The organism is Rossellomorea sp. NS-SX7 (assembly GCF_052828565.1).
The window spans coordinates 4,168,155-4,189,309 of the sequence record NZ_CM128249.1 but is presented as its reverse complement, the minus strand read 5'-3'; the positions used below and the strand labels follow the sequence as shown (position 1 = coordinate 4,189,309).

General features: G+C 43.6%; 22 protein-coding genes, 1 rRNA gene and 1 riboswitch. Of the genes, 3 read left to right on the top strand and 20 right to left on the bottom strand.

Annotation, left to right across the window (positions count from 1 at the left end):
• Positions 1 to 186: 186 nt before the first annotated feature.
• Together ACUXV2_RS20810 and ACUXV2_RS20805 are read right to left on the bottom strand one after the other, a co-directional pair.
• Positions 187 to 1,738: ribosomal RNA gene (locus tag ACUXV2_RS20810) — 16S ribosomal RNA — on the bottom strand.
• A 370-nt stretch (positions 1,739 to 2,108) separates the two neighbouring features.
• On the bottom strand, positions 2,109 to 2,339 hold the full coding sequence (locus tag ACUXV2_RS20805) for a hypothetical protein (protein WP_446244979.1): 231 nt from the start codon (positions 2,337 to 2,339) through the stop codon (positions 2,109 to 2,111).
• Positions 2,340 to 2,477: 138 nt separating this feature from the next.
• Here ACUXV2_RS20805 and pdaB point away from each other — a divergent pair, with 138 nt between their 5' ends.
• The gene (gene pdaB / locus ACUXV2_RS20800) at positions 2,478 to 3,227 is read left to right on the top strand and encodes a polysaccharide deacetylase family sporulation protein PdaB (protein WP_446244978.1); all 750 of its coding nucleotides are present in this window, start codon (positions 2,478 to 2,480) and stop codon (positions 3,225 to 3,227) included.
• Between the two features lie 194 nt (positions 3,228 to 3,421).
• Here pdaB and ACUXV2_RS20795 read toward each other — a convergent pair whose 3' ends face one another.
• A complete protein-coding gene (locus tag ACUXV2_RS20795; protein WP_446244977.1) occupies positions 3,422 to 4,054 on the bottom strand; it encodes a KinB-signaling pathway activation protein in 633 nt (210 codons plus the stop codon).
• Between the two features lie 148 nt (positions 4,055 to 4,202).
• On the opposite strand from ACUXV2_RS20795, the gene gerD reads away from it, so the two are divergent.
• Positions 4,203 to 4,844 (top strand): spore germination lipoprotein GerD, encoded by a 642-nt coding sequence (gerD, locus tag ACUXV2_RS20790; protein WP_446244976.1) that lies wholly within the window; start codon positions 4,203 to 4,205, stop codon positions 4,842 to 4,844.
• 67 nt (positions 4,845 to 4,911) lie between these two features.
• On the opposite strand, the gene ACUXV2_RS20785 is transcribed toward gerD, so the two are convergent.
• The 6 genes from ACUXV2_RS20785 to ACUXV2_RS20760 all read right to left on the bottom strand — a co-directional run bounded on the left by ACUXV2_RS20785 (position 4,912) and on the right by ACUXV2_RS20760 (position 11,820).
• The gene (locus ACUXV2_RS20785; protein ID WP_446244975.1) at positions 4,912 to 5,961 is read right to left on the bottom strand and encodes an Mrp/NBP35 family ATP-binding protein; all 1,050 of its coding nucleotides are present in this window, start codon (positions 5,959 to 5,961) and stop codon (positions 4,912 to 4,914) included.
• A 191-nt stretch (positions 5,962 to 6,152) separates the two neighbouring features.
• Complete coding sequence (locus tag ACUXV2_RS20780) at positions 6,153 to 6,947, bottom strand: STAS domain-containing protein (RefSeq protein WP_446244974.1); 795 nt, start codon at positions 6,945 to 6,947, stop codon at positions 6,153 to 6,155.
• Between the two features lie 199 nt (positions 6,948 to 7,146).
• Positions 7,147 to 7,848 (bottom strand): N-acetylmuramoyl-L-alanine amidase CwlD, encoded by a 702-nt coding sequence (cwlD, locus tag ACUXV2_RS20775; protein ID WP_446244973.1) that lies wholly within the window; start codon positions 7,846 to 7,848, stop codon positions 7,147 to 7,149.
• 89 nt (positions 7,849 to 7,937) lie between these two features.
• Positions 7,938 to 8,384, bottom strand: coding sequence for a DUF2521 family protein (locus ACUXV2_RS20770; protein ID WP_446244972.1), 447 nt, complete (start codon positions 8,382 to 8,384; stop codon positions 7,938 to 7,940).
• A gap of 529 nt (positions 8,385 to 8,913) precedes the next feature.
• On the bottom strand, positions 8,914 to 10,422 hold the full coding sequence (locus ACUXV2_RS20765; RefSeq protein WP_446244971.1) for a sodium:solute symporter family protein: 1,509 nt from the start codon (positions 10,420 to 10,422) through the stop codon (positions 8,914 to 8,916).
• Between the two features lie 27 nt (positions 10,423 to 10,449).
• Positions 10,450 to 11,820 (bottom strand): LLM class flavin-dependent oxidoreductase, encoded by a 1,371-nt coding sequence (locus ACUXV2_RS20760; RefSeq protein WP_446244970.1) that lies wholly within the window; start codon positions 11,818 to 11,820, stop codon positions 10,450 to 10,452.
• A gap of 172 nt (positions 11,821 to 11,992) precedes the next feature.
• Positions 11,993 to 12,096, bottom strand: a riboswitch (SAM riboswitch).
• 491 nt (positions 12,097 to 12,587) lie between these two features.
• Between ACUXV2_RS20760 and ACUXV2_RS20755 the strand changes: the two genes are divergently transcribed.
• Positions 12,588 to 13,310 (top strand): DUF421 domain-containing protein, encoded by a 723-nt coding sequence (locus ACUXV2_RS20755; protein WP_446244969.1) that lies wholly within the window; start codon positions 12,588 to 12,590, stop codon positions 13,308 to 13,310.
• A gap of 219 nt (positions 13,311 to 13,529) precedes the next feature.
• On the opposite strand, the gene rpsI is transcribed toward ACUXV2_RS20755, so the two are convergent.
• From rpsI to rpmJ, 11 genes are all read right to left on the bottom strand, one after another.
• A complete protein-coding gene (gene rpsI, locus ACUXV2_RS20750; protein ID WP_172250513.1) occupies positions 13,530 to 13,922 on the bottom strand; it encodes a 30S ribosomal protein S9 in 393 nt (130 codons plus the stop codon).
• Positions 13,923 to 13,944: 22 nt separating this feature from the next.
• Entirely contained in the window at positions 13,945 to 14,382 is a 438-nt protein-coding gene (gene rplM, locus ACUXV2_RS20745; RefSeq protein ID WP_032085300.1) for a 50S ribosomal protein L13, read from the bottom strand.
• A 475-nt stretch (positions 14,383 to 14,857) separates the two neighbouring features.
• Entirely contained in the window at positions 14,858 to 15,601 is a 744-nt protein-coding gene (gene truA / locus ACUXV2_RS20740) for a tRNA pseudouridine(38-40) synthase TruA (RefSeq protein WP_446244968.1), read from the bottom strand.
• A 13-nt stretch (positions 15,602 to 15,614) separates the two neighbouring features.
• Positions 15,615 to 16,412 (bottom strand): energy-coupling factor transporter transmembrane component T family protein, encoded by a 798-nt coding sequence (locus ACUXV2_RS20735; RefSeq protein ID WP_446244967.1) that lies wholly within the window; start codon positions 16,410 to 16,412, stop codon positions 15,615 to 15,617.
• Positions 16,409 to 17,278 carry an energy-coupling factor ABC transporter ATP-binding protein gene (locus ACUXV2_RS20730; protein ID WP_446244966.1) on the bottom strand — a complete coding sequence of 290 codons (870 nt, stop codon included), beginning with the start codon at positions 17,276 to 17,278 and terminating at the stop codon, positions 16,409 to 16,411. The genes ACUXV2_RS20735 and ACUXV2_RS20730 overlap by 4 nt, the downstream gene beginning before the upstream one ends.
• Entirely contained in the window at positions 17,254 to 18,081 is an 828-nt protein-coding gene (locus ACUXV2_RS20725; RefSeq protein ID WP_446247118.1) for an energy-coupling factor ABC transporter ATP-binding protein, read from the bottom strand. The genes ACUXV2_RS20730 and ACUXV2_RS20725 overlap by 25 nt, the downstream gene beginning before the upstream one ends.
• A gap of 630 nt (positions 18,082 to 18,711) precedes the next feature.
• Positions 18,712 to 19,074: a 50S ribosomal protein L17 gene (gene rplQ, locus ACUXV2_RS20720; RefSeq protein ID WP_032085296.1), complete on the bottom strand. Its 363-nt coding sequence runs from the start codon at positions 19,072 to 19,074 to the stop codon at positions 18,712 to 18,714.
• 44 nt (positions 19,075 to 19,118) lie between these two features.
• Positions 19,119 to 20,063, bottom strand: coding sequence for a DNA-directed RNA polymerase subunit alpha (locus tag ACUXV2_RS20715; RefSeq protein ID WP_032085295.1), 945 nt, complete (start codon positions 20,061 to 20,063; stop codon positions 19,119 to 19,121).
• Between the two features lie 171 nt (positions 20,064 to 20,234).
• Positions 20,235 to 20,624, bottom strand: coding sequence for a 30S ribosomal protein S11 (rpsK, locus tag ACUXV2_RS20710; RefSeq protein WP_032085294.1), 390 nt, complete (start codon positions 20,622 to 20,624; stop codon positions 20,235 to 20,237).
• Between the two features lie 25 nt (positions 20,625 to 20,649).
• Positions 20,650 to 21,015, bottom strand: coding sequence for a 30S ribosomal protein S13 (rpsM, locus tag ACUXV2_RS20705; protein WP_172254178.1), 366 nt, complete (start codon positions 21,013 to 21,015; stop codon positions 20,650 to 20,652).
• Positions 21,016 to 21,039: 24 nt separating this feature from the next.
• Positions 21,040 to 21,153: a 50S ribosomal protein L36 gene (gene rpmJ, locus ACUXV2_RS20700; RefSeq protein WP_003156543.1), complete on the bottom strand. Its 114-nt coding sequence runs from the start codon at positions 21,151 to 21,153 to the stop codon at positions 21,040 to 21,042.
• Positions 21,154 to 21,155: the final 2 nt, after the last annotated feature.

Here is a 21,155-nt window from a genome sequence, read left to right as displayed (position 1 = left end):
GGTTGTTACATAAGGTTTAAAACCTAAAATGGCGATACTCGGTAATTTCTTGACTATCAATATATCTTTATCTAGTTTTCAAAGAACAAATAACGTGTATCTCATACGAGATACCTCGTTTTGATGGTTGAACCATCAAAACTGAACAAAACTTCGACTGTCAAACGTTTCATATATATTCCTTAGAAAGGAGGTGATCCAGCCGCACCTTCCGATACGGCTACCTTGTTACGACTTCACCCCAATCATCTGTCCCACCTTAGGCGGCTGGCTCCAAAAGGTTACCTCACCGACTTCGGGTGTTACAAACTCTCGTGGTGTGACGGGCGGTGTGTACAAGGCCCGGGAACGTATTCACCGCGGCATGCTGATCCGCGATTACTAGCGATTCCAGCTTCATGCAGGCGAGTTGCAGCCTGCAATCCGAACTGAGAACGGTTTTATGGGATTGGCTAAACCTCGCGGTCTCGCTGCCCTTTGTACCGTCCATTGTAGCACGTGTGTAGCCCAGGTCATAAGGGGCATGATGATTTGACGTCATCCCCACCTTCCTCCGGTTTGTCACCGGCAGTCATCTTAGAGTGCCCAACTGAATGCTGGCAACTAAGATCAAGGGTTGCGCTCGTTGCGGGACTTAACCCAACATCTCACGACACGAGCTGACGACAACCATGCACCACCTGTCACTCTGTCCCCCGAAGGGGAAAGCCCTATCTCTAGGGTTGTCAGAGGATGTCAAGACCTGGTAAGGTTCTTCGCGTTGCTTCGAATTAAACCACATGCTCCACCGCTTGTGCGGGCCCCCGTCAATTCCTTTGAGTTTCAGTCTTGCGACCGTACTCCCCAGGCGGAGTGCTTAATGCGTTAGCTGCAGCACTAAAGGGCGGAAACCCTCTAACACTTAGCACTCATCGTTTACGGCGTGGACTACCAGGGTATCTAATCCTGTTTGCTCCCCACGCTTTCGCGCCTCAGTGTCAGTTACAGACCAGAAAGTCGCCTTCGCCACTGGTGTTCCTCCAAATATCTACGCATTTCACCGCTACACTTGGAATTCCACTTTCCTCTTCTGCACTCAAGTTCCCCAGTTTCCAATGACCCTCCACGGTTGAGCCGTGGGCTTTCACATCAGACTTAAGAAACCACCTGCGCGCGCTTTACGCCCAATAATTCCGGACAACGCTTGCCACCTACGTATTACCGCGGCTGCTGGCACGTAGTTAGCCGTGGCTTTCTGGTTAGGTACCGTCAAGGTGCCGCCCTATTCGAACGGCACTTGTTCTTCCCTAACAACAGAGTTTTACGATCCGAAAACCTTCTTCACTCACGCGGCGTTGCTCCGTCAGACTTTCGTCCATTGCGGAAGATTCCCTACTGCTGCCTCCCGTAGGAGTCTGGGCCGTGTCTCAGTCCCAGTGTGGCCGATCACCCTCTCAGGTCGGCTACGCATCGTCGCCTTGGTGAGCCGTTACCTCACCAACTAGCTAATGCGCCGCGGGTCCATCTGTAAGTGGTAGCTAAAAGCCACCTTTCAACAGTTCCTCATGCGAGGAACTGAGTTATCCGGTATTAGCCCCGGTTTCCCGGAGTTATCCCAGTCTTACAGGCAGGTTACCCACGTGTTACTCACCCGTCCGCCGCTGATCTCAGGGAGCAAGCTCCCTTTGATCCGCTCGACTTGCATGTATTAGGCACGCCGCCAGCGTTCGTCCTGAGCCAGGATCAAACTCTCCGATAAAAGTTTGAATAGCTCTTTTTGTAACGATAATCGTTACGGTAAATCTAGAATTAACGTTGACGTATTGTCTTGTTTTGTTCAGTTTTCAAGGTTCAATTTGTTGATGCGCTCCGTTTGAAGCGACTTTATTAATTTACCACACAACATCGTGTGGAGTCAACTGTTTTTTGAAATTTATTTTTCAGTGCGTTTTCGAGTTATTCGATAGCTCAACAGCGACGATTAATAATATACCAAGTATTTTTCACTGGGTCAATACTTTTTTAAGATTTTTTTACAACATGTTAAATTTATTGCATATGAAAGCGGCTCTTTATGGACGAAAGACTTTCGCATCTGGAAGCCTGTCCATTAAAAGCCGCTGATGAACTTAATATTTTTCTTTTTTATCATTGCTTCTCTTCATATACTTGAGGCATTCTTTATGACTTGCAAATCTGCGGAATAGAGAAAACAGTATTTTATATCTTTCATCCATCGCCCGCTTCACGATGTGATCAATCCGGGCATCTTTAAGGTCAAATAAGATTTCATCCATTTCTCTTTTCAACAGATATTCTAGTTCTTGTCTTTCTCTGTCATCAATCATTAACCCCAGCAAGTAAGTCACCCCTTTATGTTGTTATTTGTAGTTTTTTCCATATCGGGGATTTTATAATCATTTTTTTCTGAAGTTAGATATTTTTTCTGGGGACATGCATATCTTTAATAGAGATATACGTTACGGAGGGATTGTGTAATGAATGTGTTCTATACCGTAAATGCGAAAAGAATGAAGCAGATCAGTTTGGTCATCATCATCTCGTTCTTTACCGCTCTATTTGTCTACAGCAGTACGCTCTCTTCTGTTCCTGTTTTCGGAACGAAAGATGGACCGAAAGCTATTTACAAGGGGGAGAAAGGTGTTGCGTTGACATTCAATATCGGATGGGGGGATGAGAAGGCAAAACCGATTTTAGACGAGTTAAAGAAGTTGAACGTTCAGTCTGCCACTTTCTTCATTTCCGGTTCCTGGGCTGAGCGCCATCCTGATTTGGTCGAGCAAATTGTAAAGGATGGATATGAAATCGGTAATCTCGGATATGCGTATTCAGATTATACTGATATGGAACCGAATAAAATCAGACAGGATATCATGAAGGCTGATACTGTTTTTAAAAAGTTGAATGTAAAAGATGTAAAATTGCTTCGTGTTCCGACCGGCCATTTTAACAAAGAAACATTAAAGGTGGCAGATAGCCTTGGTCTGACCGTTGTTCACTGGAGCGTGGATTCGAAGGACTGGACCAATCCCGGGACAGAGGCGATCATAAAGAATGTAAGTGATGCCAAGAAAGGGGATATCATTCTTCTACATGCTTCCGACTCTGCAAAGCAGACGAAAAACGCACTGCCTGCCATCGTGAAGACCCTGAAAGGAAAAGGAAACTTCGTGACGGTGTCTGATATGATTTCAAATGGTGACGCGAAATCGAGTTTAATACAATAATCAGTAAAGCTGAGGCGGCTTGACCAGAGGCGATAAGCATAAGACATGACAGCCATAAAGGCGTTTTTTTCCTTTTGGTTGGCATGGCTTATGTCTCGAGCCACTAGTCGCCGAAGCTGGACAATTCTCGAATTGAAATGGATATTTTCAAAAAAGCCCCGGAAAGTGTACTACACTATCCCGGGGCTTTTTTGTTAATTCTTTTGTTGTTTATTTTCTCTTTCAATTTGAGATTGTTCGATGTATTTGGGAAGTCTCAGCAGTTGATAAGCATTACATACCAGCAGAGCGATCAGCATGAGGTAAAGCCATTTAATGGAGTTTACCAATAGTACGGGAAGCCATTCCAGCGTGGTGACAACAACCATGAAGAACAATGCTGATATAAATGTATTGGTTTTTGCTTCCGATTGTTGATTTTTTAAGTATGCCACAAGCATTCCGATGAGCAGGATGCCGATCCCCAAGAGGATATACGGGGTATAAGAAGCCCCTTCTTCAGCAAAAGCACGGAAGCGAAAATAAATAAGGTCGAATAACACAAATGCAATCAACACAACCTGAACGGAATTCCAAAAGCTTCTGAACATCCCCACTCCAAATTGGTGGATCGTCAAATAAGCAAAGTACCCCATTTGGCTGATGACACTAAAAGTGAAACCTACAAATAAAAACCATAACAGGCTGGATAATATCCCGATTATATTTCCATCTTGGATGTACGGACTGTATTGATCCCATCTAATGAAAAGAGAGGCAATAGCCGTTACGGCTCCACCAAGAATTAACGTATGTACAAAAAAACGAATCCAATTTCGGATGGTCACTTCATTTTTCCTCCAAATATAAAATATACACTCTGTTGATTGTACCAACGCTGTCTTAAAAAATCTAGGTTCCAATATTGGATGCGTATATTTTTTTCACAATTCCTCATATTAAAGGTAAGGGAATTTGTATGGAAGGAGCCTACCCATGAAGAAATATTCCTTTCTTTTACTACTGACTGTTCTTCTTTTAACCGCTTGCGGCGGTGGCGGGGATACAGGCGGCAGTAAAATGGATTATGAAGAAACCAAGAAAATGGTTGTCGATATATTAAAAACCGACGATGGAAAAAAGGCAATACAGGAAGTAATGAAGGATGAAAAAATGAAGGCAGAGCTTATTATGGACCAGGGAGTTGTAAAGGATACCATTTCTAAAACCCTTACGTCTGATAAAGGCACTGAATTCTGGAAGAAAGCCATCGAAGATCCAAAGTTTGCCGAATCCATGGCAAAAAGCATGAAGGATGGCAACGAAAAGCTGCTTAAGGATTTAATGAAGGATCCAGAATATCAAGGTATGATGATGGATTTAATGAAAGATCCTGAATTTCAAAAAGAGTTGACAGAGGCCTTAAAGAGCAAGGAGTACCGTGAACATCTTCAAAAAGTGATACTCGAAACATTTGAAAGCCCGTTATTCAAAGCAAAGATACAGGATATCCTTCTTAAGGCAGCCGAGGAAGCAGGCGGCGGAAAAGAAAGTGAAGAAGGCGGCGGCGGCGAAAGCGGTCAAACCGGCGGTGGCCAGGGGTCTTCAAGTGAAGGCGGCGGTCAAGGCGGAGGCTAAACCAAAGCTCATATAAAAAAGGACAAATGGCAGAGGACACTTCCCCACCATTTGTCCTTTCATTTTGTCAGGATAATTTCTCAATGACTTTATGGGCGATTTCTCCATAAATCTGTCCAAGTCTGTGGTCTTCAGCATAGATGGAAGGTGCGAAATCTTCTTCATTCCAATCAGGCTGCTGCAGGGGCAGTTTGCCCAGAAGGTCTGTCCGCAATTCTTCTGTGAGCTTTTCCCCTCCGCCTTGACCGAATACGAATTCCTTCTCACCAGTCAGCTTGCTTTCGAAGTATGACATGTTCTCAACGACGCCAAGGATATCGTGATCGGTCTGCAATGCCATCGCGCCGGCACGGGCCGCAACAAACGCTGCTGTCGGATGAGGCGTAGTGACGATGATTTCTTTACAATGCGGAAGCATCGTATGAACATCAAGTGCCACATCCCCGGTACCCGGAGGCAGGTCCAATAGCAGATAATCCAAGTCTCCCCACTCTACTTCCGAGAAGAAATTATTCAACATCTTCCCAAGCATCGGTCCTCTCCAAATGACTGGTGCATTGTCTTCAACGAAGAAGCCCATCGAAATGACTTTGACGCCGAAACGTTCTACTGGAATAATTCTTTCCCCGCGGACTACCGGACGCTTCACGATTCCCATCATATCCGGAACACTGAACCCGTAAATATCCGCATCGATCAGTCCCACTTTCTTTCCTTGACGGGCCAGTGCCACTGCCAGGTTGACAGAAACAGTGGATTTACCCACGCCGCCTTTACCCGAGGCGATTGCAATGAAAGTGGTTTTACTTGCAGGTGATAATAAGTCCGTGCCTTCTCCGCCTGTCCCTCTATGTTTTTCAAGTTCTTCCTGGGGAAGTTCAGTGAAACGGATTCCAACAGATCCCGCTCCATTGTCCTTTAATAATTGGACAACCTGCTGCTGGAATTGCAACTGTTCGCCTGAACCGGTTTTAGCAAGTGCAATCTTTACACTCACATGCCCTTTTTCTTCTTTCACACTAACTTCAACAACACCATTGGTTTCTTCTAACGTTTTATGTAAAAAAGGATCCTTTAACTGAGATAAAAGATCGCGAGTCTGCTGTTCTGTTAACATGAATAACCACCCTTTTTTATGTATTCGTTTACAACTACCATTATCAGTATAACATATCGTTATCAGAAAAATCGTGTAAAAGGGTCGGAATACTTTTGTTGAATATTATTCTTTGTGGTGCGGTTCTCTTCGAGGGCGAAAGGAACGATAAACAAAAAGAGAGCCATTCGGACAGCCCTCTTGATTGATTATTAGTGTTCCAATTGATTCTGCGCGAACACTAATCCATTATTCAGGGAACTGAACGTTTTCAGCTCCTTAAGATCGATTCCCAGATTGATCAGCGTCTGAGCTATTTCAGGACGAACCCCTACCAGGATGCATTCTGCACCGAGCAGTCCAGCCGCCCTTGTAGATTCAATGATACCCTGTGCCGCAAACGTGTCCAATACAGGGACTCCCGTAATGTCCATAAAGACAATGGAGGAATGATATTTGGTGACTCCTGCCAGCAGGTTCTCTTGTATACGATTGATCCTTTCTTCATCGATATGACCGACTAACGGCATCACCGAAATATGATCATATAATTGAATGACGGGAGCAGACAGTTCAACCAGCGTTTTCTTCTGTACATTGAACGTCTCTTCCCATGAGTCTGTACACTTACTGATCATCTTATTGAAAACGGGGTCAAACCAGCGGTCGACTTCCTGGTAAATGTCCAATACTTCCTCTTTTGGTAAGTCTTCTTTTAAAAGAATCCATAGTGCGGCCCTTCTGAACGATTGATACCCTGTAGAGATATACTCAAGAGCTTCATTGTTTTCCACAATTTTTTTGTATAACTCATCAAAGTCCTTGATAAAGCGATCGTTCTCCTGGTGAAGGCTTTTATAAATTGATTCAAACAATTCATTCTTCACTTGGGTAATCTGGTAATAGGATATATTCAATCTGTCTGTCGTTTCATCTAGATCTTGAACCCATCTGGAATAAAGATCATCATGATGAAGTTCGAGTGTTTCAATAATCGATGCTTTCATATTGAACCCTTCCCATCTTAAATACTTGTCTACTTCAAGTGTAGACTACTTCAAGGCTTCTAATACTATACCCTTCTCCTGTTTATTCTTAACGCTGTTTTATTGAAAAAAATGTTTTCTAAAATGGCTTTTCGTAGAAAAGAGCCTTATACAAAAAAAAACAAAAAAGCCGCTCCTGCTTTAGGAGAAGCTTTCATCATCAATCTTCTTCAGTTAAATAGTTCAGGATACCCTGATAAATGGAAGCGGCCACTTTTTCTTGATAATCCTCATCGAGAAGATTCGACCGTTCTTCAGGGTTTGAGAGGAAGCCGATTTCCACTAAAGCCCCGGGTTTTTTTGCGTGCTTTAAGATATACACACTTTGAAGCCCTTTTGCTTCCCGGCTTGTATTTTCTAAATTGCGGGTGATCTCTTTTTGTATGGCTTTTGAGAGAACCTTGTTTTCCTTATACTTCGGATTATAAAAGGTCTGTGCCCCGCTCCACTTCGGAGAAGGAATTGAATTCAGATGAATACTTAAATACATATCTGCTTCTGACTCATTGATCAGGTTCAGACGCTTGTGCAAATCTTCTACCTTTCTCCGGCTGTATCCCTTTGTATGTTCATCCGCCAGATCCTTGTCCTCTTCCCGGGTCATAAGCACAAGTGCTCCCTGCTCCTGAAGATAATCCCTGATCATCAAGGAGACATTCAAAGCGATATCCTTTTCTAAAGCGTCTTCATCCCCCGCTCCGCCATCTGGCCCCCCGTGACCCGGATCAATATATATAATCTTTCCTGACAAGGGAAGATTCCATGAATCCCATGTATCTTTATCCAGAATTTTATATTGAACAATGAATAACAGGATCCCGAGGGCAGCAATGATCCCTGCAAGCTTCAATTTCTGTTTCATGTCACTCCCCCTATTTTCAGTAAGAATTGTAACCATGCTGTTCTTTACTAAAAATATGGGACAAGAAACACTTTTAGAACAGAAAAAAATTAGTGAAGACGAAGCTTAAGGCGCTTGATTCCTTTGTCATAGCCTTCTGACCACCATGTCTCCACGAAGTGCTCGCAGCTGTAGAAAATGGATTCATCCACTTGATTCGAGATACCCATCTCGGACCAATACAGCCAGAAGTTATAAAGCGTATCGATGAAGTGCTTCAATTCTTCCCCGCACCTCTTTTTCACCAACTCCCTATCTTCTCCTGAATAGCCGAACTTGCTTACCTTTCCACCCAGCAGATAAGCTTCAATCGCGACATCAAAGCATGCCTCGTCAAACCCTTGCTGCATGAATACCCCGCCTTGAATTTTTATATATCCGAAATGCTTTCGTACACTTTCCTGAAGCATTTTAATTGAGATTTCTTTCAGCAGTTTTCTTTCTGTTTTGATTTGTTTTTCTCTTCTCTTTGTATTGAAGGTTGTAATAACGTTCAATGTAGATCCACCCCTTTGAACGTATTTTCCTTCTTAAGAGAAGTCTTCATTCGAGTAACTGTTACCAATTTTGATGGATACGGATCTTCTGATTGCCACTATTGATTCCTATGCAAGACTTCGCTTTCCGCGTGCGTTTTTTCTAAAAGTTAATTTGTTTAATTAAAATTTCTCTACTTTTTCGTTGATCGACCCGTCATGGTTGGTCTGTTTTCGTATGGAGCGGAAGGAATCTTTCAGTTTTGCTCAGTAATCTTAGAGTTTGGGCCGATAATCTTTCACTTTTGGCATTTAATCTTTCCATTATTCACTTTTATCTTTCGATTTCGCCGATTATTCCGTCACTTGGAAAAATAAGGAACAAAATCACAGATAACCCAAATCAATATGACAGCCCCTGATTTACATCATTTCGTAAAATACCACTTCCAAAGTGAAAAACCGATGATGATTAGGAATGTGATGAAGCCGTAGAGCCAGATAGAGAGCATTTCGTTTACGAACATGTTGTTTCATCCTTTCCTTTCCTTTACTTTAGGTTGTACAATTTTTCGAGACTTTGGCTGGTTTGCGGCTGTTTTTCTTTCAAGATCGGGGCGAGCACTGTGATCACGGCGATGCCGATGAAGGTTGAAACGGCTCCCGCTGCCATGGTGCTTGGGACGATTCCTCCAAAGTATAGGATAAGGTAGGAAAGCAGTCCGATCACCATGGAAAGTTCCGCTGCCCTGGCTGATGCTTTTCTACGGCCGTATACTGCGTGTAAAATCGGCCCCATTGTTCCGGCAGCGATCCCTGAAATGCCGATCCACATGATATCACCCATATATGCAGGCGGCTTCAAGACAATTAAGTATGCCAGGAGCCCGATAACGGGGACTGAAAGGCGGCTGATCTGCAGTGCGATTTTTTCTGCCTTCGAGTCACTCACTTTCACGATCCTTCTTTTCACCAGTACTTTCAGGAAAATATCATTGGCAAACACAGTCGAAATCGAAACAAATAATCCATCCGTTGTCGACATGGCTGCGGCGAGGATTACAACACCCAAAAGTGCAACGATGACTGCCGGAAATGCATAGACTGCATATTCCATCAGTGCAAGATCAGGAGCTGCAACGTTATCTCCCAGTGCAGCCCTGCTGTATATGCCTCCGAATAACACTAAAACTGATAATGAAGCAGTAATCACATAAGTCAAAATCATTTTCCCCAAATCTTTTTCACTCTTCAGCCCCAACACTTTGTTAAATAGATGGGGAGCGGAGGCAAAGGCCCACTGAATCACAATCGCTCCTGTCACTAAACTCAGGGAAGAAAAATGAGCGGAATCCGGATTGAATGCCTGGATCAGATTTGCATCCTGCCCAGCCAACTTCCCGCTGATGCTGGTAAATGTCGTCGAGATGCTCCCCTTCCAGAAGACGACTATCCCTGAAATAAAAATGAACACACCGGCCGCGGCCATCATCACTGCCTGGACAGCATCCGTATAGATATCCGCGAATGCCCCTCCGCCAAAGACGTAAAGTACAACGATCACGGCTATAAAAATCAATCCGCCCTGATAGGACATACCGAGCAGATATTCAAAGATGCGGGCACCTGCAACAAACTGGGCGGCTATATAAAAGATATTGAACAAAAGAATCAGCCCTGCACCGACCCGGAGAAGGTCGCTGTTATAAAAATCACCCAGCCAGTCGGGCAGGGATAATGATTTTTGTCCGTTATTGAGCTTCCGGACTTTTTTGGCTACCATCAAAACGCCTATCGGTCCACCGCCGATTATCGCCAGGAACAGCCAAAGATTCGATAATCCCCAATCATGCGACCAGCCCGGATAACCGAGGAAGGTGGCCGCACTTAAGTATGTGGCGGCAAAGGAAAGCCCAAGCACATACGGACCGAGATTCCCCCCTCCTATGGCGAAATCACTGACACTTTTGGTTTTTTTCATACTGATAAAGCCCAGGGCGAACATCGCTGCAAGAAATACGGCAAATCCTATCCATGTATATAATGCTACTTGATTCATATTCTGCTCCCTTCTTTTATAAGCGTTTTATGAATGAACAGGTACAAGCTTCTTGGCAGGGTGATTAGCAGGCAAGTGTTTCCGGCCTCTGCCAAACATGTTTTCCCTTAGGGTCGATCCTTCATATTCCGTCCTGTAAATTCCCCGCTTCTGCAGTTCAGGGATCACCTGATCGACAAACTCTGTGAACGTACCAGGTGAATACGTCTGGGCGATATTGAATCCGTCCGCATCCCCTTCCACAGCCCACCTCTCGATTTCATCCGCAATCTGCTCAGGGGTGCCGATGAACTTGACCGTTCCGTTGCCCAGGCCGTGATTTTTGATCGCTTCCCGGAGCGTCCACCTTTTGTTTGGATCTTTTCCATACATATCGAGATTGCCCTGCATCGCATCCGTCTCAATGTCCTCGATATACTGATCAGGGTCAAATTGTGAGAAGTCAATTCCTGTGTGCCCCGATAAAAGGGAAGCCGTGCCTTCGTAGCTGACGTGGTTTGTAAGCTCTTCATATTTGGCATACGCTTCTTCCTCCGTTGAGCCTATGATTGGCAGGATCATCGGGAAGATGAGAAGTTCATCCGGGTTTCTCCCCTGTTCACGTGCCCGTCTGCGGATATCCGTTGTGTACAGTTTTAATCCGTCCAGTGAATGGTTTTTAGTGAATACCGCCTCGGCATGTTTGGCTGCAAAATCCCTTCCTTTCGGAGAAGATCCCGCCTGGAATAATACCGGGGTTCGCTGTGGAGACGGCTCCACGAGATGAGGGCCAGGCACACTGAAAAACTCTCCTTCATGATTGATGGGGTGCACCCTCTTTGGATCCGCAAACGTATCATGTTCTTTATCATAGACAACTGCCTCGTCCTCCCAGCTGTGTTCCCATAATTTATAAACCACTTGGAGGAATTCATCTGCACGGTCATATCGGAGTTCCTTTGGGAGTCTGCCTGACAGCCCAAGATTAACGGCTTCACTTTCCAAATAGGACGTCACCACATTCCATGCGACCCTTCCCCCGGTTAAATGATCCAGCGTCGATAACTGCCGCGCGAGTGAGTAAGGCTGTGCGTATGTCGTTGAAATGGTCGGTGCAAATCCAAGATGCTCCGTTGCCGCGGCCATAGCTGAAATGGGAATGAGCGGATCATGTGCAGGCAGCTGCACCGCCCCCCTGACCGCTGCATCGTGACTGTTTTCATATACGCTGTATGTTCCAAGCACATCAGCGATGAACATCGCATCAAACTTCCCACGCTCAAGCGTTTTGGCCGTTTCTATCCAGTAGGATAAGCTGTTGTGCGAAGTACCCTGGTCCTTTTCATGCTTCCATAATCCGGTTGAATGCGGTGAAGGCGAGTTTTGGATGAATCCGTTAAGATGAATTTGCTTTTTCATGGGACAGAGCTCCTTTTTTAAAAATGTAGTTTGTCCGTGACTTGGGCTATTTGTTATGAGTATTCCTATCGTTATACTCGGTTTAGGAACAACGTGAAGTTCCGTATTACAGCTGACCGCTTCCAATAAAAAAACCTCTCCCGATGAGGAAGAGGTTCGCTTCTATACCATCCTCTCATCTTTCAAGCATCTGCTTGCTGGAATTAGCACCTTGTTACAAGTAACGGTTGCTGCGGGATCACGGGACCAGGTTCCTCCCCCGACTCTTGATAAGGAAATATTCAATTTTTTTTTATGAATGTTTATCATCATATAGGAGTCTAAATAATCTGTCAAATCAGATTTTTATTTTTGTCCAGCGTTTGTTTGTGAGGATTGTCACGGGTTTCAGTTCGAAAACGCTTACTAAATCTTTCAACGTATATGAACTGATTTTCCAAAGCAGATTGATAATTCAACATTTCTCTCGATTTTATCTATCCTGTCCCAAGGAGATTTGACCTATTTTGGATTTGGCATATAGTTAAGAATAACCTTTTCAAGAGGGGTTGTCACCGCTAGTCTTACTTTCCGTGTAATGAATAATAATTTTCACAGAGAGCAATTTAACTATATATTTCAATTAAAGGAGGAAGCACTTTTGAAATTAACAAAAAGCCCTCTAACTTTAATATTATTTGGTGTACTTTTTACAGGTTGCGGACAATACCATTATTATGACTCTAGATTATCTATTAATTCAGAATCGATACAAGGGTTATAAATGGATGGAGACGATTAAAGAGATTTTTATTGTATTCGGAAGGATTATAACCATTTTACCTTTGTTATTAATTGTTACTTTATTTATGGGTAAGAGATCTATAGGGGAATTACCGGTTTTTGATTTTTTAATTATATTAACACTGGGTGCAGTTGTAGGCGCAGATATTGCTGATCCCAATATCAGGCATATTCATACTGCTGCAGCAGTTATCGCAATAGGGTTATTGCAAAAAGTTATTTCTAGAATCGTTATCAAGAAACGGAAGATCGGTAAACTTATCACATTTGAACCGACAGCTGTTGTAAAAAACGGAACATTTCTCGTTGGGAATTTGAGACGCCTTAGCTATTCTATAGACAATATTCTTCAAATGCTTAGAGAGAAAGATATTTTTGACATAAAAGATGTTGAACTTGCCATAGTAGAGGCGAACGGTAAGTTAACAGTGTACAAGCAATCTAATAAAGCTTCAGTCACCATAGAAGACTTAGGAATTGAAAAGAAGCATGCAGGTATTGCATATCCTGTTATTATCGAAGGGGAAATTTATCAGTCCGTTCTTACTGATATGAATTTAAGTGAGAAGTGGTTAAGAAATGAATTACAAAAGAAAGGGATTAATAATATGGACGGCATTTTTTTCGCATCGATCAATGAACATCATGAATTGCACTTTTCTTTTGAAAACGACTTAACAACAACCGAACCTGAAATTTTGCATTAAATATAATATGGATGTTGCCTTGTGTTCAACTCTTATCATATGGTCTTCAGTCATACCAGCGGTAGAATTACAGTAATAGCTGCCTTAAATCCCCTAACTTTTGAGCTGGAATTCGTTGCAATTCCGCTAGGTAATTGAGTTTTATATGTAGTCAAAAGCCATTCTATTTACATAAAAAAGACCCCCAACCAAAAGGTTGAGAGTCTTTGTAAGCAATAATTAACGCTTAGAGAATTGTGGTGCACGACGAGCGCCTTTAAGACCGTATTTTTTACGTTCTTTCATACGAGCGTCACGAGTTAACAATCCAGCGCGTTTTAGAGTACCGCGGTACTCAGGATCAGCTTGAAGTAAAGCACGAGCGATACCGTGACGGATCGCACCAGCTTGACCAGCGTAACCTCCACCGTGTACGTTTACTAAAACGTCATAGTTACCAAGAGTTTCAGTTGCAACTAGTGGTTGCTTGATTACTTCTCTTAGTGCTGCGAATGGGATATATACTTCTACTTCACGATCATTGATAACAATGTTACCGTTACCTGGTACTAAACGTACGCGAGCTACTGAGCTCTTACGACGACCAGTTCCGTAATATTGAACTTGAGCCAAGATAATAACCTCCTCTTTTTAATTATCCACGAAGTTCGTAAACTTCTGGTTGTTGTGCTTGGTGTGGATGCTCAGATCCAGAGTATACATGTAGTTTCTTGATCATTTGACGACCTAGAGAACCTTTTGGAAGCATACCTTTAATAGTAAGCTCTAACATTTTCTCTGAATAGTTTGTACGCATTTCTAATGCAGTACGCTGCTTCAAACCACCAGGGTGGTTACTGTGACGGTAGTAGATCTTGTCAGTAAGCTTTTTACCAGTCAATTCGATTTTTGAAGCGTTAAGAATAATTACATGATCACCAGTGTCAACGTGTGGTGTGAAAGTTGGTTTGTGTTTACCGCGTAGAACTGAAGCTACTTCACTAGCCAGACGACCAAGAGTTTTGCCTTCAGCATCTACAACGTACCATTTACGATCGATTTCGTTGGCTTTTGCCATATACGTAGTACGCATGAGTTTACCTCCTATTAAATGAATCCGTAGTATTTATTTTCTAATCACAATAAGTTTCCGGGGCTTATCGTGGGGTTAATAACATACCATATGCTATAATATCTTGTTCCCAGGCGATTGTCAAGGGGATGTTACACCTGGATTAGTTGTTTTAGATAAAAAGTTTATTTCCAGTTTGTTATTTATACTCCGCTTTTGATTTCCGTGCAAGACTTCGCTTTCCGCGGGCGAGCGGGGAGCCTCCTTTTTTCGGGGATAGGAACTGTCCAGCTGCAGGGCTTAGAGGCACATGTCATAAGTCAACTCGTCCAAGAAGGCAAAGAACGCCTTCTTGGACGATTCGCCTTATGCCACACGCCTCTGAGCAAAGCCCTTTCGCTTTTCTGATAGGAGTCTTCGTCTTGCACTCCAATCAACCGCTGGAACCGGCTTACAGCTATTGAAGAAAATTTCTTTCTAGCATGGCAACTTTCTATCAATCCCCATACTCCACCTTCCAAAGATACAATCCATGCGGCGGAGCTGTCTTCCCTGCCTGGTTCCTGTCTTTGGCTTGAAGTATGCCCTTTATGTCCTCACTGCGGAGATTCCCAAAACCTACCTCCAACAGGGTACCGACCAGGATCCTTACCATATTGTAAAGAAACCCATTCCCCGTAAAGGAAAAAATGATTTCGTCATCATGTTCCGTGATGGTGATGTCGTAAAGGTTTCTTACTTTGTCTTCCACTTCCGTTTTGGCAGAGCAAAAACTTGTGAAGTCATGCTCCCCTATTAAATCCTCCGCCGCCTTTTTCATCTCATCTACTGAGATAGTAAATGGATAGTGGAGGGCAAAGTTACGGTGGAAAGGGCTCCTAGATTCGGCTGTATGGACTCTGTAACGATATTCCTTCCTCTTGACTGAAAATCTGGCATGAAAGTCATCAGAGACGAATGCTGCCTCTTTGATGGTTACTTCATCAGGAAGGCGCGTGTTTAGAACAACCGGCCATTTTTCCTCAGGAATGGACAGCGGAGTATCAAAATGGAACACCTGGCCTTGTGCGTGGACCCCTGCGTCCGTTCTGCCCGAAGCAGTGACACGTATCCGCTCCCCTTTATGAATGTCACTCAGGGTGTCTTCCAGGAGGCCCTGCACTGTACGCTGATTCGGCTGTATTTGATACCCGCTGAAATGGGTGCCGTCATATGAGATCGTACATTTTACCCGCTTCATAGATTCACTCCCCCTATCCTCTGAAGAATAGTAACAAGGCTGTCAGGATGCCAAGTACAACCAGTGCGCCCGTATCTTTTTTATGCCAGGAAAGAAGCCTGTATTTCGTTCTTCCTTCGCCGCCTTGATAACCCCTTGCTTCCATGGCCGTAGCCAGGTCCTCTGCACGCTTGAACGCACTCACAAACAAAGGGATGAGCAATGGGATAATCGCCTTGATACGGTCTTTTATCGGCCCAGAAGAGAATTCTGCTCCCCTGGCAATCTGCGCCTTCATGATTTTATCCGTTTCCTCCATCAGGGTCGGGATGAATCGCAGAGAAATCGACATCATCAAGGCAAGCTCATGGACAGGGAAATTCACTTTCCGCAGCGGGTTCAATAATGTTTCCAATCCATCTGTGATCGTGATCGGCGATGTCGTCAGTGTCAGTAAAGACGTGATCAGGATCAGGTAAAAGAATCGCAGAGATATGAATATCCCCTGACGCAGTCCTTCCTCGTGAATTTTGAGGAAGCCAAGATCCAGGATGACCCCTCCTTCTTTTGTAAAGAACACATGCAGGAAGAACGTAAACAGGATCAGCCAGAGAATGGGCTTCAACCCTCCGATGATGAACCGGATGGGAAGATTGGAAAAGATGAGTGCAGTAAGCGTAAATGCCCCTAATAAGGCATAGGTGATCACATTATTCGCTAAAAATACAACACAGATGAATCCGAAAATAAAGAGAAGCTTCGACCTTGGATCCATGCTGTGCAGTATGGAATTTGCGGGTACATAACGCCCGAAAATCATTTTTTCCATCATAGCGGGCCACCCCCTTCTTCAAGGGAACCAATCGCATCAGCGAGTTCTTCAATCGTCAAACAGGTGACGCCGAGTTTCCTGCCGATACGCTCTTCCAGCTTGAACTGGAAACGGACCACATCAGGGACATCAAGCCCCATTTCAAACAGTTCCTCTGGTTGTGAAAAAATGTCTTGAGGCGATCCCTTCCTCTTCAGGCGTCCCTTCTGCATGATGACAATCTCATCTGCATAATGAGCCGCGTCCTCCATACTGTGCGTGACAAGGATGGTGGTCAGCCCTTTCTCTTTATGAAGATCATAGAACATATCCATGATTTCGCGCTGCCCCCGCGGATCTAAGCCTGCTGTAGGCTCGTCCAATACGATTACATCCGGATTCATGGCAAGGACGCCGGCAATGGCGACCCTTCTCATTTGACCGCCTGAGAGATCGAATGGGGATTTCTTAAGAATGTCCTCAGATAGACCGACCTTCACAATCAATTCCTTCGCTCTTTCCTTCGCTTCTTCTTCGGATACTCCGAAATTCATAGGGCCATAACAAATATCCTTCAGTACCGTTTCTTCAAATAATTGATGTTCAGGAAACTGAAAGACAATCCCTACTTTTTGCCTGATCGATTTCAGGCTCTTCGTTTTTTTATCGGGGCTGATTTCAAAGCCTCCTACGTTCACTAGTCCGGATGTAGGCTTTAGCAAGGCATTCAAATGCTGAAGCAATGTCGACTTGCCCGAACCTGTATGACCGATGACAGCCAGAAACTGACCGGATGGAATGGTGAGGTTGATATCTTCAAGAGCGAGTTTTTCAAATGGGGTTTTATAGGAATATCGATATTCTACTTGTTGAAATGAGATTTCCATAACTCGTTCACCAGCTCTTCTTCTGTAAAATAATTCTTAGGTAGTGATATACCCGCATTCTTCAGCGCCCCTGAAAGTTTAATGGTAAAAGGAGAATCAAGCCCCAACTTCTTTAATTCATCCTCGAGCAGGAAAATCTCCTGAGGTGTCCCTTCCTTGAAGACTCTTCCTTTGTTTAGTACAATGATTCGATCAGCCTTTGCAGCTTCTTCAAGGTCATGAGTGATCGAAATAACAGTCAAATCCTCTTTTTCTTTCAGGATCCTGACCGTTTCAAGGACTTCTTTCTTCCCTTTCGGATCAAGCATCGATGTGGATTCGTCCAGAATGATGATATCCGGCTGCAGGGCCACCACTCCTGCGATCGCAACACGCTGCTTCTGTCCGCCTGATAAATGGTGCGGCTCTTGATCAAGAAAATCTTCCATATAGACACGCTTTAACGCGTTATTCACTCTTTGTACCATTGCTTCATGCGGTACTCCATGGTTTTCTAACCCAAAAGCCACATCATCTTCCACTGTAGCACCGACAAACTGATTATCTGGATTTTGAAAGACCATTCCGATCTTGGAACGGATATCCCAGATCGTCTCTTCTTCTAATGCGATTCCGTCTACTGTAACGTCACCCTTTTCAGGAAAATGCAGGCCGTTCAGCATCTTGGCCAGTGTCGATTTACCAGAACCATTATGTCCGACAATCGCAAGCCACTCACCGTGCTCTACGTGCAGGTTGATTCCTTCCAGCGCATATGCTTCCTGATCCGGATAACGGAAATAAACATCATTGACGTTAATCATCTTTCGCACGATACATACCTCCTCTATGCTCATCAATTCTCAGCTGAATTTTAACTCTGCTCGGCTTTTTTATCTTTTAAGAACAGATTGTTTTTATTCTTAACTATTTCTATATTTTTTCTGGTTCCAGCTATTGATTGGAGTGGAAGGCGTAGACTCCTATTATAAAAGCGGAAGGGCTTTGCCCAGAAGCTTGTGGCATAAGACGAATCGTCCATGAAGGCGTTCTTTGCCTTATTGGTCGGTTTGTCTTATGACATGTGCTTCTAAGCCCTGCAGCTGGACAGTTCTACCCCACGACGAGGAGGCTCACCGGCCGCCCGCGGAAAGCGAAGCCTTCCACGGAAATCAATAGCGGAATTAGAAATCCAATAAATAAATAATAGCAAAATTCCATATAAATAAAAAAAAGCCTGCACCCCGTCCAAAGAAAAGAATCCTTTTCTTGTTCATCCACTGAACAGCTTCTATCGTTATAGAAGTCGGAAGGGGCGCACGAGCTAGACGAGTCAGCAGTGCTGCTCATCGTAACGCTCTGCTTTTCATCATCAATCATGCACTTATACAAAAAGGGCAAAGAAGCAGTTAAGGATTAACTGTCCCGCCCTTAATGTTAGTCGTCACGAATTATTAAACTAATTCGATGATTGCCATTGGAGCACCGTCACCACGGCGAGGACCAACCTTCATAATGCGAGTATATCCGCCTTGACGCTCGTTGTAACGAGGAGCGATGTCAGAGAATAACTTTTGAAGAGCATCTTGGTTGTTTTCAGCGTTTGCAACTTCTTTACGAATGAATGCAGCAGCTTGACGACGTGCGTGAACATCACCACGTTTACCTAATGTGATCATTTTTTCCACAACTGAACGAAGCTCTTTCGCACGAGTTTCAGTTGTTTCAATACGCTCATTAATGATTAGGTCAGTAGCTAAATCACGTAGCATTGCTTTACGTTGAGCACTTGTACGTCCTAACTTTCTGTAAGCCATTAAGGGTTCCCTCCTTTGTTGAAACTATCTATCTAAAATGATTATCAATCGTCTTTACGTAACCCTAATCCAAGGTCTTCAAGTTTAACTTTGACCTCTTCAAGAGATTTACGTCCTAGGTTACGTACTTTCATCATATCTTCTTCAGTCTTGTTGGCAAGCTCTTGAACAGTGTTGATTCCAGCACGCTTCAGGCAGTTGTAAGAACGAACAGAAAGATCTAATTCTTCGATCGTCATCTCTAGAACTTTTTCTTTTTGGTCTTCTTCTTTTTCTACCATGATTTCAGCATTCTGCGCTTCATCTGTAAGGCCGACGAAAATATTCAAGTGTTCTGTCAGAATCTTAGCTCCTAAAGAAATCGCTTCTTTCGGGCCAATACTTCCATCAGTCCAAACATCAAGAGAAAGCTTATCATAGTTAGTCATTTGACCAACACGAGTGTTTTCTACTTGATAATTAACGCGTGAAACTGGAGTGTAAATAGAATCGATTGGGATTACACCGATTGGAAGATCCTCACGTTTGTTTTGGTCAGCAGGTCTGTATCCACGTCCGCGAGATGCGCTTAAACGCACACGGAAGTGACCACTTTTAGATAATGTGGCAATGTGTAAATCTGGATTTAACACTTCCACATCACTATCATGAGTAATATCAGCAGCTGTAACGACCCCTTCACCCTGTACATCAATCTCAAGCGTCTTCTCTTCATCAGAGTAAATCTTCAACGCAAGCTTTTTGATATTCAAAATGATGGATGTGACATCCTCTACGACGCCTTCAATTGTTGAAAACTCATGCAGTACTCCATCTATTTGAATAGATGTGACAGCGGCACCTGGGAGTGACGATAGTAGGATACGACGTAAGGAGTTACCCAAAGTTGTACCATATCCACGCTCAAGTGGTTCTACGACGAACTTTCCATATGTGGCATCATCGCTGATCTCAACCGTTTCAATTTTTGGTTTTTCAATTTCGATCATTAATATTTACCCTCCTTCAAAACGTCGAAACTCCGGGCTAAATAATATGAAGTCCGAAATTCCCCATGTTTACGTTCCCTATTGTGCACCAACAACTGGTTACATTTTTCCGAATGAACATTTTGTATCATATCCCATTATAGACAACGATACAAAATTTATACAGAAAAATTAAACGCGGCGACGTTTTGGCGGACGGCATCCGTTATGAGGAACTGGAGTAACGTCTCTGATTGCAGTAACCTCAAGACCGGCAGCTTGAAGAGCACGGATTGCAGCTTCACGTCCAGCTCCAGGGCCTTTAACTGTTACTTCAAGAGTTTTTAAACCATGTTCTTGGGAAGCTTTTGCAGCAGTTTCAGCAGCCATTTGTGCTGCGAAAGGAGTAGATTTACGAGAACCTCTGAATCCTAGTGAACCTGCACTTGACCATGCAACAGCGTTTCCGTGAACATCAGTGATAGTTACGATTGTATTATTGAATGTAGAACGAATGTGTGCAATACCAGCTTCGATATTCTTTTTCACACGACGTTTACGAGTGTTTGTTTTACGTGCCATGTTAAGAAGTAACCTCCTTTACCTATTATTTTTTCTTGTTTGCTACAGTCTTACGAGGACCTTTACGTGTACGAGCATTGTTCTTCGTATGTTGTCCACGAACAGGAAGTCCACGACGGTGACGAAGACCGCGGTATGAACCGATTTCCATAAGACGTTTGATGTTTAGAGAGATCTCACGACGAAGATCACCTTCAACCTTTAATTTGTCAACGATATCACGAATCTTTCCTAGTTCGTCTTCTGTTAGATCGCGAACGCGAGTGTCTTCAGAGACACCAGCTTCTGAAAGAATTTGTGTCGCAGTATTTTTACCAATACCGTAGATGTATGTTAATGAAATGACAACACGTTTGTCACGTGGAATGTCTACACCAGCAATACGTGCCATAGTGATAGCGCACCTCCTTTTAGTTTAGCCTTGTTTTTGTTTGTGTTTAGGGTTTTCACAGATAACCATGACTTTACCTTTTCTGCGGATAACTTTACATTTTTCGCAGATCGGCTTAACAGATGGTCTAACTTTCATCT

Bases quoted from the DNA above. Each gene is read 5' to 3' on its own strand.
- pdaB (WP_446244978.1), top strand. From the start codon at position 2,478: ATGAATGTGTTCTATACCGTAAATGCGAAAAGAATGAAGCAGATCAGT.
- gerD (WP_446244976.1), top strand. From the start codon at position 4,203: ATGAAGAAATATTCCTTTCTTTTACTACTGACTGTTCTTCTTTTAACC.
- ACUXV2_RS20785 (WP_446244975.1), bottom strand. From the start codon at position 5,961: ATGTTAACAGAACAGCAGACTCGCGATCTTTTATCTCAGTTAAAGGAT.
- ACUXV2_RS20780 (WP_446244974.1), bottom strand. From the start codon at position 6,947: ATGAAAGCATCGATTATTGAAACACTCGAACTTCATCATGATGATCTT.
- cwlD (WP_446244973.1), bottom strand. From the start codon at position 7,848: ATGAAACAGAAATTGAAGCTTGCAGGGATCATTGCTGCCCTCGGGATC.
- ACUXV2_RS20765 (WP_446244971.1), bottom strand. From the start codon at position 10,422: ATGAATCAAGTAGCATTATATACATGGATAGGATTTGCCGTATTTCTT.
- ACUXV2_RS20760 (WP_446244970.1), bottom strand. From the start codon at position 11,820: ATGAAAAAGCAAATTCATCTTAACGGATTCATCCAAAACTCGCCTTCA.
- ACUXV2_RS20755 (WP_446244969.1), top strand. From the start codon at position 12,588: ATGGAGACGATTAAAGAGATTTTTATTGTATTCGGAAGGATTATAACC.
- rplM (WP_032085300.1), bottom strand. From the start codon at position 14,382: ATGCGTACTACGTATATGGCAAAAGCCAACGAAATCGATCGTAAATGG.
- truA (WP_446244968.1), bottom strand. From the start codon at position 15,601: ATGAAGCGGGTAAAATGTACGATCTCATATGACGGCACCCATTTCAGC.
- ACUXV2_RS20735 (WP_446244967.1), bottom strand. From the start codon at position 16,412: ATGATGGAAAAAATGATTTTCGGGCGTTATGTACCCGCAAATTCCATA.
- ACUXV2_RS20730 (WP_446244966.1), bottom strand. From the start codon at position 17,278: ATGGAAATCTCATTTCAACAAGTAGAATATCGATATTCCTATAAAACC.
- ACUXV2_RS20725 (WP_446247118.1), bottom strand. From the start codon at position 18,081: ATGATTAACGTCAATGATGTTTATTTCCGTTATCCGGATCAGGAAGCA.
- rplQ (WP_032085296.1), bottom strand. From the start codon at position 19,074: ATGGCTTACAGAAAGTTAGGACGTACAAGTGCTCAACGTAAAGCAATG.
- ACUXV2_RS20715 (WP_032085295.1), bottom strand. From the start codon at position 20,063: ATGATCGAAATTGAAAAACCAAAAATTGAAACGGTTGAGATCAGCGAT.
- rpsK (WP_032085294.1), bottom strand. From the start codon at position 20,624: ATGGCACGTAAAACAAACACTCGTAAACGTCGTGTGAAAAAGAATATC.
- rpsM (WP_172254178.1), bottom strand. From the start codon at position 21,015: ATGGCACGTATTGCTGGTGTAGACATTCCACGTGACAAACGTGTTGTC.
- rpmJ (WP_003156543.1), bottom strand. From the start codon at position 21,153: ATGAAAGTTAGACCATCTGTTAAGCCGATCTGCGAAAAATGTAAAGTT.